This window comes from Actinophytocola sp. (assembly GCF_049647105.1).
Lineage (GTDB): Bacteria > Actinomycetota > Actinomycetes > Mycobacteriales > Pseudonocardiaceae > Actinophytocola.
The window spans coordinates 1-14,512 of sequence record NZ_JBARWZ010000001.1 but is presented as its reverse complement, the minus strand read 5'-3'; the positions used below and the strand labels follow the sequence as shown (position 1 = coordinate 14,512).

General features: G+C 74.9%; 2 pseudogenes. Both read right to left on the bottom strand.

What is annotated here, in order from left to right:
• Window positions 1-5,814, bottom strand: a pseudogene (locus tag WBA97_RS00010) (SDR family NAD(P)-dependent oxidoreductase); the annotation flags it as partial.
• Between the two features lie 31 nt (window positions 5,815-5,845).
• A pseudogene (locus WBA97_RS00005) lies at window positions 5,846-14,467 on the bottom strand (SDR family NAD(P)-dependent oxidoreductase); the annotation flags it as partial.
• Between the last annotated feature and the right edge of the window lie 45 nt (window positions 14,468-14,512).

Below are 14,512 nucleotides of genomic sequence, written 5' to 3'. Positions count from 1 at the left end.
GGCCCTGGGTTGTGCCCGCCGCGTGACCAGCGCCCGGTACAGCGCGGGCGCGGTCTCCGCACGCAGCCTGGCGCGGTCCACCCGCATGGGCACGAGGAACGGCTCGCCCTGCGCCAGCGACGCGTCGAGCAGCGCGAGGCCCTCCTGCGCCGACAGCGCGGCGACGCCCTGGCGCGCCATGCGGCGGCCCAGCTCGTCGGCGTCGAGGTGCCGGGTCATCCTGCTCGCCCCGGCCCACAGACCCCACGCCAGGGAGACCCCCGCCCGGCCGTCGGCGGCGCGCCGGGTCGCGAGCGCGTCGAGGAACGCGTTGGCGGCGGCGTAGTTGCCCTGCCCCGCGTTGCCGACGGTGGCCGCGGCACCGGAGAACAGCACGAACGCGGCGAGATCCGCGTCCGAGGTCAGCTCGTGCAGGTGCAGCGCGCCGTCGACCTTCGGGGCGAACACGGTGTCGACGCTGGCGGCGGACAGCGCGGGCAGCATGCCGTCGTCGATGGCACCCGCTGCGTGGAAGACACCCGTGAGCGGGTGGTCGGCGGGGATGGCGGCGAGCAGGGCCGCCACGTCCTCGCGCCGCGCGACATCGCACCGCAGCACGGACACCGACGCGCCGAGACCGGTCAGCTCCTCGACCACGTCCTCGGCACCCTCCCCGCTACGGCTCGCCAGCACGAGGTGGCGCATGCCGTGCGCGGTGACGAGGTGCCGGGCGACCTTGGCACCGAGTGCGCCGGTGCCGCCGGTGACCAGTACGGTCCCGTCCCGGTCGAGCGGGACCGGCACGGTGAGCACGATCTTGCCGATGTGCTTGGCGTGGCTCAGGAACCGCAACGCCTCCGGTGCCCGGCGCACGTCCCAGGTGCGCACCGGCAGCGGCCGCAGCGCACCCCGCTCGAACAGCGCCAGGATCTCGGTGAGCATCTCCCGCACGCGGTCGTGCCCGGCATCGAGCGTCTCGAACGCCTCGTACGACACCCGAGGCCAGCGCGCGGCCAGCTCGTCGCCGGACCGGAGGTCGGTCTTGCCCATCTCGATGAACCGGCCGTCCTCGGCCGTGAGGTCGAGCGAGCCATCGACGAACTCGCGGGCGAGCGAGTTCAGCACGACGTCCACGCCCCGGCCGCCGGTGACCTCGCGGAACCGCCGCACGAAGCCGAGATCGCGCGAGGACGCGATGTGGTCGTCGGGCAGACCGAGCGCACGCAGCGCGTCCTGCTTGCCGGGGCTCGCGGTGCCGAACACCTCCGCACCCAGGTGCTGGGCGAGCTGCACGGCGGCCATGCCGACGCCGCCCGCCGCGGCGTGCACGAGCACCGACTCGCCCGGCTTCACCGCGGCCAGGTCGACGAGGCCGCGGTAGGCGGTCAGGAACACCACGGGCACGGCGGCGGCCGCCGTGAACGTCCAGCCGTCGGGGATGCGGGCGAGGTAGCGATGGTCGGTGACGGCCACCGGGCCGAACGCGCCGGAGAACGCGCCCATCACCGGGTCGCCCGGCGCGAACCTGGTGACGCCGGGACCCACCTCGGCGACCACCCCGGCGGCCTCGACACCCATGTCGGCGGCGGGGTCGGGGTACATGCCGAGTGCGATGAGGACGTCGCGGAAGTTGGCGCCCGCGGCGCGCACGGACACGCGGACCTGGCCGTCCGCCAGCGGTGCGCGGGCCTCGGGGCAGTCGCGCAGGACCAGGTTCTCGATGGTGCCGCCGCCGGTGGTGCCCAGGCGCCAGGTGTCCCCTGGCGGGCTGAGCACGTCGGTCGTCGTGGCTGGCACGAGCCGCGCGGCGGTCAGCTTTCCGCGCCGCACCAGGACCTGCGGCTCGCCGGCGGCGAGCACCGAGGGCAGCACGTCGCCGACCGCGCCGGGGTCGTCGGTGTCGAGCAGCATGAAGGCGCCGGGGTTCTCCGTCTGGGCGGCACGGACGAGACCCCACAGGGGCGCGTGGCACAGATCGGTCACCGCGTCCCCGAGGCCGCCGCCGACCGCACCGCTGGTGAGGACGACGAGCTTCGCGTCGGCGAACCGGTCCTCGCGGACCCACCGCTGCAGGATCGCCAGCAGTGCGGTCGTGGCGGCGCGGGTGCCGGCCGGGAGATCGTCTGCTTCGGACGGCCGCGACAGGAACGGGACGACGACGGTGCCGGGCACCCGGTCGCCGAGGTCGGCCCAGTAGGTCCAGTCCGCAGGCGCCGGGGACGCGGTCTCCGGCACGGCGGTCCAGTCCACCCGGAACAACGCGTCGGTCGCGACCGGGGTGGCCGTGCCCGCCGCACGCAGGACCAGCGACGCGACGGACGCCACCGGTGCGCCGGTCTCGTCGGCGAACTCGGCGGACACGGTGTCCGGACCGGTGGTGCGCAACCGGACGCGCAGCCGGGTCGCGCCGCTCGCGTGCAGGCGGATCCCCTGCCACTCGAACGGCAGCCGCACCGGCGCCGTGGGGTCCATGAGCACGTGGAACGCGGCGTCGAGCAGCGCTGGGTGGAGGCCGAACCCCGCGTCCTGCGCGGGCACGGCGACCTCGGCGAACAAGTCGTCGCCCGCGCGCCACGCCTTCTCGAGGCCACGGAACGCGGGCCCGTAGCCGTAGGCGGTGTCCGCGAGCCGGTCGTAGAAGTCCACGACCGGGACGGGCTCGGCGTCGCGCGGCGGCCAGACCACCATCGGCTCCGGCTGTTCGGCCCCTGGCGCGAGGGTGCCGTAGGCGTGCCGGGTCCAGCTGCCTTCGGTGCCCGCGTACAGGCGCAGCGCGCGACGGCCTTCGTCGTCCTGCGCGTCGACGGTGAGCCGGAGGTCGGCGCCGTCGCCGTCGAGGAACAGCGGGCGTTCCATGGTCAGCTCGTCGACCACGTCGCAGCCCGCGACGTCCGCCGCGCGGACCGCCATCTCGGCGAACGCGGTGGCGGGCAGCAGCGGGCGGCCGTCCAGCGCGTGGTCGGCGAGCCACGGCTGCCTGGCGAGCGAGACCCGGCCCGTGAGGACGAGCCCACCGTCACCTGGCAGTGAGACGGCGGCGCCGAGCAGGGGGTGGTCCGTCGCGGCCTGGCCGACGGACGCGACGTCACCCGCGCCCGTTCCCGACGCGGCGTTGAGCCAGTAGCGGATGCGCTGGAACGCGTAGGTCGGCAGGTCGACGGTGCGAGCGCCGGTGCCGTCGAACACGGCGGCCCAGTCGACCTCGACCCCGCGCACCCACGCCTCGCACAGCGAGGTGAGCAGCCGGGTCCTGCCGCCGTCGTCGCGGCGGAGCGTGCCGAGCACGGCGACGTCGCCGCCCTCGGTGTCCTCGGTGGTCTCCGAGATCGCGGCCATGAGCATCGGGTGCGAGCTGATCTCGATGAACGCGTCGTGCCCTTCGGCGGCGAGCGCCTGGATCGCCGTCATGAACAGGACCGGCTCACGCATGTTGCGGTACCAGTAGCGGGTGTCCATCCCACGCGTGTCGAGCCGGCCGCCGGTGACGGTGGAGTAGAACGGGATGTCACCCGCCATGGGCGCCACCGGTTCGAGCACGGCCAGCAACTCGTCACGCAGCCCGTCGACCTGCGGGGAGTGCCCCGCGGTGTCGACACCCGGGATCCAGCGGCAGCGCACCCCGGCCTCGGTGAACTCGTCGATCATCGCCGTCAGCGCGCCGCGCGCCCCGGACACCGCGACCGAACCGGGGCCGTTCACCGCGGCCACCGCGAGATCGTCCTGCCAGCGCGCGAGCCGGGGCCGCACCCAGTCCCCCGGCGCGAGGACCGACACCATGCCACCGCGCCCCGCGAGCCCCAGCCACAGCCTGCTGCGTTCCGCGACGACCAGCGCCGCGTCCTCCATGCTCAGCGCCCCGGCGACGCAGGCGGCCGCGATCTCGCCCTGGGAGTGGCCGACCACGGCGTCGGGCACGACGCCGTTGGACCGCCAGACCTCCGCGAGCGACACCATCATCGAGAACAGCACCGGCTGCACGACGTCCACCCGCTCGAGAGGCGGCGCGCCGTCGGCGCCGAGGAGCACGTCGAGCACGGACCAGCCGAGGCGCCGTTCGAACACCGCGGCGCACTCGGTCAGCCGGTCGCGGAACACCGCCGAGGTCGCGAACAGCTCGGTCGCCATGCCCGGCCACTGCGCGCCCTGACCGGGGAACACGAACACGGTCCTGCGGGGCCGGGCCACGCCGGACACCGCACCCGGCAGGTCGGACAGCCCCGCCGCGAACCCGTCCAGGCTCGCGGACACGAGTGCGGCGCGGTGTTCCAGCGCGGCGCGCGTGGTGGCGAGCGAGAGACCGATGTCGGCTGGCTCGTGCCCGCCGTCCCCGATGTGCGCGGCAAGCCGGTCCGCCTGCCCGCGCAGCCCCTCAGGGGACCGGCCGGACAGTACCCACGGCACCGGACCCGCCTGCACCTGCCTGGGCGCAAGCTCGGGTTCCGGCGCCGACTCGAGCACGGCGTGGGCGTTGGTGCCGCTGATGCCGAACGAGGACACGCTCGCGCGGCGCGGCCGGTCCACCGCCGGCCAGGGGCGTTCCTCGCGCAGCACCTCGACGTTGCCATCGGACCAGTCGACGTGGCCGGAGACCTCGTCCACGTGCAGGCTCTTCGGCAGCACACCGGCACGCAGCGCCATGACGGTCTTGATGACGCCGCCGACACCGGCGGCCGTCGCGGCGTGCCCGATGTTGGACTTCAGCGATCCGATGTGCAGCGGCCGCGCCGAGGGGCGTCCCCGGCCGTAGGTCGCGAGCAGCGCCTGCGCCTCGATCGGGTCACCAAGCGGGGTGCCGGTGCCGTGCGCCTCGACCGCGTCCACGTCCGAGGGGGTCAGCCCGGCGTCCTCCAGCGCGGACAGGATCACCCGCTGCTGAGACGGGCCGTTCGGGGCCGTGAGACCGCTCGACGCGCCGTCCTGGTTCACCGCGGTGCCACGGATCACGGCGAGGATCCGCCGCCCGTTGCGCCGCGCGTCGGACAGCCGCTCCAGCAGCACGAGCCCGGCGCCCTCCGCCATGCACATCCCGTCGGCGGCCGAGGAGAACGTGCGGCAGCGGCCCGTCGGCGAGAGCGCGCCCTGCTTGCTCATCTCCACGTACCAGCCCGCCGAGGGCATCAGGGTGACGCCGCCCGCGAGCGCGAGCGAGCAGTCCCCGCCCCGCAGCCCGCGCACCGCGAGGTGCAGCGCGGTGAGCGACGACGAGCACGCCGTGTCGATGCTGACCGCGGGACCCTCCAGCCCGAGGGAGTACGCGACCCGTCCGGACACCACGCTCGTCGTGCTGCCGGTGAACAGGTAGCCCTCCAGCTCCCGAGGGGCGGCGCCGAAGTCCCCGGCGTAGGGCGCGGACAGCGCACCGAGATAGATGCCGGTCCGGCTGCCGCGTACCGAGGACGCGGGGATGCGGGCGCGTTCGAACGCCTCCCACGAGGTCTCCAGCAGCAGCCGCTGCTGCGGCTCCATCGCGAGCGCCTCACGCGGGTTGATGCCGAAGAACCCCGCGTCGAAACCCGCGATGTCGGTGATGAACCCGCCTTCGCGGACATAGCTCTTCCCCGGCGCGGCGGGATCGGGGTCGTAGAGGCCCTCGACGTCCCAGCCGCGGTCGGCCGGCCACTCGGTGACGACGTCGCGGCCGTCGCGGACCAGCTGCCACAGGTCCTCCGGCGACATGACGCCGCCCGGGTAGCGGCAGCTCATGCCGATGACGGCGATGTCCCGCTCGCCTTCCAGCTCCTTCACCCGCTGACGCGCCCGGTGCAGCTCGCCGGTCACCCGGGCGAGGTAGTCCCGGACCTTCCGGTCCTGGCTCACCTTGCTGTCGTCGCTCACCGTGCCCCCATCCTCGTGATCATCCGGGTGGTCATTCCGGGCGGAGCCCGAGTTCGTCGTCGATGAACTGGAACAGCTCGTCGAAGTCCGCGCCCTCCAGCTCCGGCGCGTCCGCCGGTTCCTCGTCCGGCGCCGCGGCCGCGGCGAGCAGGCTCTGCAACCGCAGCCGCAGCCGGGTCCGCGCGGGGTCGCGTGGCGCCAGCGTGCGGAGCTCGTGCTCGATGGCGTCGAGCTGCTCGTCGGCGGACACCGGCGCGGCCGCCGGGACGAGCTGGGACTCGACGAACCTGGCCAGCTCGGCGGGGCTCGGGTAGTCGAAGATCATCGTCGCGGGCAGCCGCAGCCCGGTGGCCGTGCCGAGCCGGTTGCGCAGCTCGACCGCGGTCAGCGAGTCGAAGCCCGCGTCCAGGAACCCCCGGGTGGCAGGCGTGCCGTGCGGGTCGTCGTGGCCGAGCACCGCGGCGGCGTGCGTGCGGACCAGGTCGAGCACCGCGTGGGACCGGTCCGCTGCGGACAGACCGGCGAGCCGGTCGGCGAACCCGGTCTCCTCCCGCGCCGCCGCGGTCGTCCCGGCGGTGGCCCGCCGCGGTGGGACGCGGACGAGACCGCGCAGCATCGGCGGCACCTCCTCGCCCCCGGCGCGCAGCGCGGCCAGGTCGAGGCGGACGGTCGCGGACACCGCATCCCCGCTCGCCCACGCCGCGTCGAACAGCGCGAGTCCCTCCTCTGTGGACAGTCCGGCCACGCCGAGCCTGCCAAGCCTGGACACGTCGCCGGAGTCCAGGTGCCCTGTCATGCCACTGCGCTCGGTCCACAGCCCCCACGCCATCGAGACGGCTGGCAGCCCGAGTGCCTGCCGGTGCTGGGCCAGCGCGTCGAGGAAGGTGTTGGCGGCGGCGTAGTTCGCCTGCCCCGGCCCGCCGAGCACGCCGACCGCCGAGGAGAACAGCAGGAAGTCGGTGATGCCCGCGTCGCGGGTCAGCTCGTGCAGATTCACCGCCGCGTCGACCTTCGCGCGCAACACACGCTCGACGTGGCCGGGGGTCAGTGACGACAGCACGCCGTCGTCGAGCACACCAGCCGCGTGCACCACCGACGTGAGGGGGTGGTTCTCGGGCACCGACGCCAGCAGTGCCTGCGCCGCGCCGCGGTCGGCGACGTCGCAGGCGACGATCGTCGCGTCCGCACCGAGTTCGGCGAGCTCCCGCGCGAGGTCGGCCGCACCGGGCGCGTCCGGGCCGCGCCTGCTCGTGAGGATCAGGTGCCGCACGCCGTGCTCGGTGACGAGGTGCCGGGCCAGGAGCATGCCGAGCGTGCCGGTGCCGCCGGTGACCAGGACCGTGCCGGTCTGCCGTGCGGGCTTGTCCGGCACGGCGCGGCGAACCAGGCGTGGCGCCAGCACCACCCCGGCACGCAGGGCCAACTGCGGTTCCCCCGACGCGAGGGCGGCGGGCAGGGCCGCGGCCGACTCCGGCGTGTCGTCGAGGTCGGCCAGCACGAACCGGCCGGGTTCCTCGCTCTGCGCGGAGCGCAGCAACCCGAGCAGCGGTGTGCCAGCCAGGTTCGGTACGTCCTCGCCATCGGCCACCGCGACCGCACCGCGGGTCACGACCACCAGGCGCGCACCGGCGAACCGGGGGTCGGCGAGCCAGGACTGCAGCAGTGCCAACACTTCCGTCGTCGCCGCCCGCGCACGGTCGGCCTGCGCGCCCGCGCCGGGTTCGTGCGGGAACAGCACGACGTCCGGGACGTCACCGGTGCACGCGGCGAGGTCGGGGCGGGCACCGGCACCGAGCCGGTCCGCGAGCCCGCCGGTGTCGGGGCCGAGCACGACCCAGTCACCGCGTGCTGGCGGCTCCGGGAGCGGCACCTCGGTCCACCGGATCCCGAACAGTGAGTCGGCGCCGGGGCGGTGGCCACGGTGGAGGGCACCGGCGGGCAATGGCGCCAGCACCACCGAGCCGACCGAGGCGACCGGCGTGCCGTCGGTGTCCGCGAGGTCGATCGCGAACGCGCCCGACCCGTCGCGGACGAGCCGCACCCGCAGCGCGTCCGGCGCGGCGGCGTACAGCGCCACGTCGCGCCACTCCAGCGGCAGGGACGTCGCCGCGACGTCGGTGGCGTGCAGAGCGCCCTCGAGCAGTGCCGGGGGCAGCGCGCACCCGCGTGGCGCCTCGTCGGGCAGCGTGACCTCGGCGAAGATCTCAGCGGGCGTATCGTCGGCGCCTCGGCGTTCCCAGACCCGTTCCAGGCCCTGGTAGGCGGGCCCGCAGACGATCCCGGCCGCGGCCAGCAGCGCGTAGCGGTCGGCCCCGTCGCCGCGGTCAACACGGGACGCGTCGGCCGGTGGCCACTCGGCGGGCATGGCCCGGTGTGCCGGGACCGCGACGTCCCCGACGACACCGACGGCGTGCCGAGTCCACGCCGCGCTCTCGTCGTCCGCCGCGCGGGTGTGGATCTCGACGCGCCTGCCGTCCCCCGCCTCGGGGCCGACCGACACGTTCAACGCGAGCGCACCCGTGCCGGGCAGCGCCAGCGGCGTCTCGACGGTCAGCTCCCGCAGGCCGGGACAACCGGTCTGCTCGCCCGCGTGCAGTGCGAGGTCGACCAGCGCGGCGCCGGGCAGCAACGCGGTGTCGGTGGCATCGGCGAGGACGTAGTCGCCGAGCCACTGCTGCCGCCCGGGGGCGAGCCGCCCGGTCAGCACGACCCCGCCGGTGCCGGGCACCGGCACGGCGGCGCCGAGCAGCGGGTGCTCCGCCCGGGTCTGCCCGACGGACGCGGCATCGCCACCGCCCGCGTCACCGACGTCGAGCCAGTAGCGGGACCGCTGGAACGCGTAGGTGGGCAGGTCGACGGAGCCGGTGCCGGGCAGCACGTTCTCCCACGCCACGTCGACACCACGCACCCACGCCTCGGTGAACGAGGTGAGGACCCGGTCCTGACCGCCGTCGTCGCGGCGGAGCGTGCTCACCACGATGGTGTCCCCCGCGCCATCCTCGGCGCCGTCCTCCGCGTCCTGCGTCGTCTCGCTCAGCGCGGCCATCAGCATGGGGTGCGCGCTCACCTCGATGAACGCGTCGTGCCCGTCGGCGGCCAGCGCCCGCACCGCGGCCATGAACACGACCGGTTCACGCATGTTGCGGTACCAGTAGTGGGTGTCCATCCCGCTGGTGTCGAGCCGGCCACCGGTCACCGTGGAGTACAGCGGCACCGAGGACTCGCGCGGGCGGACCGGTGCCAGCACGGCGAGCAGGTCGTCCCGCAGACCGTCGACCTGCGGGGAGTGCCCCGCGGTGTCGACGCCCGGAATCCAGCGGCAGCGCCAGCCCGCCTCGGTGAACTCGTCCACCATCTCGGTGAGCGCTTCCGGGTCGCCGGACACGGCGCACGAGCCCGCGCTGTTGACCGCGGCCACGGCGAGCCGGTCGGCCCAGCGGCCGAGCCGGTCGGCGACCTGCCCGGCGGCGGCCAGCACGGACACCATGCCCCCTCGGCCCGCCAGGGTCAGCCACAGCTTGCTGCGCTCGGCCACGACCAGGGCGGCGTCCTCGATGGACAGCGCACCCGCGACGTAGGCGGCGGCGATCTCGCCCTGCGAGTGGCCGACCACCGCGTCGGGCTCGACCCCGGCCGCGCGCCACACCGCGGCCAGCGACACCATCATCGAGAACAGCACCGGTTGCACGACGTCGACGCGTTCCATCGGCGGCGCGCCGTCGACACCGTGCAGGACGTCGAGCACCGACCAGCCGAGCCGGTCCGAGAGCACCCGCGCGCACGCGCTCAGCTCGTCGCGGAACACCGGGGAGGACTCCCAGAGCGCGGCCGCCATGCCCGCCCACTGCTGGCCCTGACCGGGGAACACGAACACCGTGCGGCGCGGCCGGGCGGATCCCTGGATCACTGCTGTCGCCTCGCGACCCTCCGCGAGCGCGGTCAGCGCAGCGAGGTCCCCGCCGGGCACCCCGGCGCGGAACTCCAGCGCCGAGCGGGCCGTGGCGAGCGCACCGGCGACAGCCGCACTGTCCACAATGGACGAACGGGCGAACTCGGCGAGCCGCGCCGCCTGCCCCCGCAGCCCGGCGGCCGACGCGCCGGACAGCAGCCACGGCACCGGCTCCCCGGTGGACTGTCCCGGCGCGGCGGCGGGTTCTGGCACCTGCTCCAGCACGACGTGGGCGTTGGTACCGCTGATGCCGAACGACGAGACGGCGGCGCGGCGGGCGCGGCCCTGCTCCGGCCAGTCCCGCTGCTCCTGCAGCACGCGCACACCGGCGTTCCAGTCCACGTGCGGAGTGAGCTCTTCGGCGTGCAGGCTCTTGGGCAGGGTGCCCGCGTGCATCGCCATGACCATCTTGATGACGCCGCCGACCCCGGCCGCGGCCTGTGCGTGGCCGAGGTTGGACTTCAGCGATCCCAGCCACAGCGGCCGGTCCTCCGGCCTGCCCCGGCCGTAGGTGGCGATCAGCGCCTGCGCCTCGATGGGGTCGCCGAGCGGGGTGCCGGTGCCGTGCGCCTCGACGACGTCCACGGCGTCGGTGCCGAGCCCGGCCACGGCCAGCGCCTGCTCGATGACCCGGACCTGGGACGGTCCGTTGGGTGCGGTGAGGCCGTTGGACGCGCCGTCCTGGTTGACCGATGAGCCGCGCACCACGGCGAGCACCCGGTGCCCGTTGCGGCGCGCGTCGGACAGCCGCTCCACCAGGAGCGTGCCCGCGCCCTCGGCCCACGCGGTCCCGTTGGCGGCGGCGGAGAACGCCTTGGCCCGGCCGTCCACCGACAGCGCACGCTGGCGGCTGAACTCGATGAACGAGCCCGGGGTGGCCATGATCGCGACCCCGCCCGCCAGCGCGAGCGAACACTCACCAGCCCGCAGCGCCTGGCACGCCAGGTGCAGTGCGACCAGTGACGACGAACAGGCCGTGTCCACCGTGACCGTCGGGCCCTGCAGACCGAACGTGTAGGCGACGCGGCCCGCCATCACGCTGCCGGAGCCGCCGGTGAAGTTGTAGCCCTCGACCTCTTCCGCCGCGGCCCCGAGACGGGAGACGTAGTCGTAGTACATGCCGCCGGTGAACACGCCCGTGTCGCTGCCACGCAGGTCCGCCGGGTCGATGCCCGCGCGTTCGAAGGCCTCCCACGAGGTCTCCAGCATCAGCCGTTGCTGCGGGTCCATGGCGAGCGCCTCGCGCGGGCTGACACCGAAGAACTCGGCGTCGAACCCGGCGATGTCGTCGACGAACCCGCCCTCACGCACATAGGTCCGGCCCGGTCGCTCCGGGTCGGGGTCGTAGATCGCCTCGACGTCCCAGCCCCGGTCCGCCGGGAACCCGGACACGACGTCGCGGCCATCGGCCACGACCCGCCACAGGTCCTCCGGGGTGCGCACACCGCCGGGGAACCGGCACGCCATGCCGACGATCGCGATCGGCTCGTCCACCGGGGCGACCCGCGCGGTCGTGGTCGTGGCGGCCGGTGCGGGGGCCAGCTCGGCGGCGATGAACGCGATGAGCCGCTGCGGGCTCGGGTGGTCGAACAGCACCGAGGCCGGCAGCCGCAGTCCGGTCGCCGCGTTGAGCCGGTTGCGCAGCTCGACCGCGGTCAGCGAGTCGAACCCGAGGTCCCGGAAGGCGCGGGTGAGGTCGATCGTGCTCGTGCCGTCGTGGCCGAGCACCACGGCGATCTCGGTGCGGAGCAGGTCCTCGATCTCCCGCTCGCCCCTCGGTGTGGCGGGCCGGGTGGCGGCGGTGGCGACCGCGGTGGGTGCGGTGCGCCGCGTGAGGGCGCGGAAGACGTGCGGCAGCTCGTCGTGGGCGTCCGGCGCGCGCAACGTCGCCGCGTCGGTGCGCAGCGGCACGGGTACCGCGTCGTCGAGTGCGCACGCGGCGTCGAACAGGGCGAGGCCGTCGGCGTCGGAGAGGGGCGCGAGGCCCGCCCTGGCCATCCTGGTGCGGTCGGCGGTCCCCAGTTCGGCACCCATGCCGCTCGCCCACAGCCCCCACACGAGCGAGGCCGCGGGCAGCCCGGCGGCGCGGCGCTGCCGGGCGAGCGCGTCCAGGACGGCGTTCGCGGCGGCGTAGCTGGCCTGGCCCGCGAGGCCGACCGTGCCGGAGATCGAGGAGAACAGCACGAACGCGGCCAGGTCGTGGTCCCGGGTCAGCTCGTCGAGGTGCAGTGCGGCGTCGGCCTTGGGCGCGAGCACCGCGTCGATCCGCTCGGGCGTCAGCGACGGCAGCACGCCGTCGTCGAGCACACCGGCGGTGTGCACGACCGCGGTCAACCGCACCGTGCCGAGCAGCGCGGCCACCTCGGCACGGTCGGCCACGTCGCAGGCCGCGACGCGCACCCGCGCACCGCGTGCCTCGAGGTCCGCGACCAGTTCGTCCGCGCGGGGCGCGGCGGGCCCGCTGCGGCTGACGAGCAGCAGGTCCCGGACATCGTGCGCGGTCACCAGATGGCGGGCGACGAGACCGCCGAGCACGCCGGTGCCACCGGTGACGAGCACGGTGCCGTCGCCGAAGTCCGCCACACCGGCGGGGGTGGCGGGCACCAGCCGAGGGACGCGGACGACGCCGTCGCGAATGGACAGTTCGCGTTCGTCGAGCGCGGTGACGGCGTGCGGCAACAGTTCGCGGGCCGCCGAGGTGCCGTCGAGGTGGACGAGGGTGACGCGGCCGGGGTTCTCCGTGGCCGCGGCGCGGAACACGCCCCACGCGGCCGCGTTCGCGACGGTGTCGCCGACGGTCGCGACGACGAGCCGGTCCGCGCGGTCCTCGGCGAGCCACTCCCGCACCACCGCCGCCGCGTGGTGCGCGGCGGTGTGCACGTCGTCGGCGGGCGGGCACACGACGACCGGCACCTCGGCGGGGATGTCCTGCCGTGCCACCGGGAGTTCCTGCCAGTCGAGTCGCAGCAGGCCGCCCGCGGCGGGCCGGGTGGCGGACGCGGCCAGGGGCCGTACCCGCAGCGCGGTCACGGACAGCACCGGGCGGCCCGCCGGGTCCACGGCGGTCAGTGCGTACTCGCCGTCGGCGGCGGGGGTGAACCGGACACGCAGCCGCACCGCGCCGGTCGCGTGCAGCCGGGCGCCTTCCCACGAGAACGGGACGCGCCCCTCCCCCGGCTCCTCTGGCGCGCCGAACACGACCGCGTGCAGTGCCGCGTCCAGCAGTGCGGGGTGCAGTGCGAAGGCATCGGGTGCCGCGGCGCCCGGCAGCGCGACCTCGGCGAAGACCTCGGCGGCGGCACCGTCACCGCGCCGCCACACCCGCTCCAGGCCGCGGAACGCGGGCCCGTAACCGAACCCTCGGCCGGCGACCCGGTCGTGGAGGTCGTGGAGGTCGTCGAACGGGATCTCGTCGGCACCCTCGGGCGGCCACTCGGCGAGTGCCTCGCCGGCCTGCGCGAGCGAGGGCGCCACCGCACCCTGTGCGTGGCGGGTCCACCCGTCGCCCGCCTCGGCGTACAGCTCGGCGGACCGGCGGCCGTTCTCGTCTGGCGTGCCCAGCCGCAGCTGCACGCGCACCGACCCGCCCCCGGGCAGCACGAGCGGCTGTTCCAGGACCAGTTCCTCGACGGTGTCGGCACCGAGGTGGGTGCCGCCCGCGATGGCGAGGTCGAGCAGTGCCGTACCGGGCACCACGACCCGGTCCTGGATGACGTGCTGGGCGAGCCACGGGTGGGTGTGCCGGGAGATCCGGCCGGTGAGCACGTACTCGTCGGTGTCGGCGACGTGGATGGCGGAGCCGAGCAGCGGGTGGCCGGTGGCGTCCACGCCGAGCGGCCGGGCCGCGCGCTGGGGGGCGTCGCCGGACAGCCAGTACCGCTGCCGCTGGAACCGGTAGGTGGGCAGCTCGACCCTCGGTCCCGCGCCGAAGAACGCGTGCCAGTCCACGTCGGCACCGCGCACGTGCAGTTCGGCCAGCGCGGTGACGGCCGCGCGGGGCTCGTCCCGGTCCTTGCGCAGCACCGGGAGGAACGCCGCGTCCTCGACGCAGTCGCGGCCGAGTGCGGTCAGCGCGCCGTCCGGGCCGAGTTCGACGAACGACGTGACGTCCTGGGCCCGCAGCCACCGCACGCCGTCGGCGAAGCGGACCGCCGCACGCACGTGCCGCACCCAGTACCCCGGATCGGTCAGCTCCCCGGCAAGCCGACCGGTCACATTCGACACCACCGGAACCACCGGCTCGTGAAACGTCAAACCCTCCGCCACCACACGGAACTCGTCGAGCATCCCGTCCATGTGCGCCGAATGGAACGCATGACTGACCCGCAGCCGCTTCGCGCGACGGCCCTCGCGGCGGAACCGTGCCACCAGCGCGTCCACCTCGCCGGGTGCCCCGGAGATCACGGTGGCGAGCGGACCGTTCACCGCGGCGATCGACACGCCGTCCGGCAACGCGGCCACAACGTCGGCCTCCGCCGCCTCGACGGCCGCCATCGCACCACCGGGCAACGCCTGCATCAACCGGCCCCGCGCGGCCACCAGCGCACACGCGTCCGGCAGCGACAACACACCAGCCACATGCGCCGCGACGATCTCACCAACCGAGTGACCCATCACGAAATCGGGCCGCACCCCCCACGACACCAGCAACCGGTACAGAGCCACCTCGAACGCGAACAACGCGGGCTGCGTGAACTCCGTACGATCAACCAGATCCGAATCCCACGCCGACCGCACCGACACCTCGAA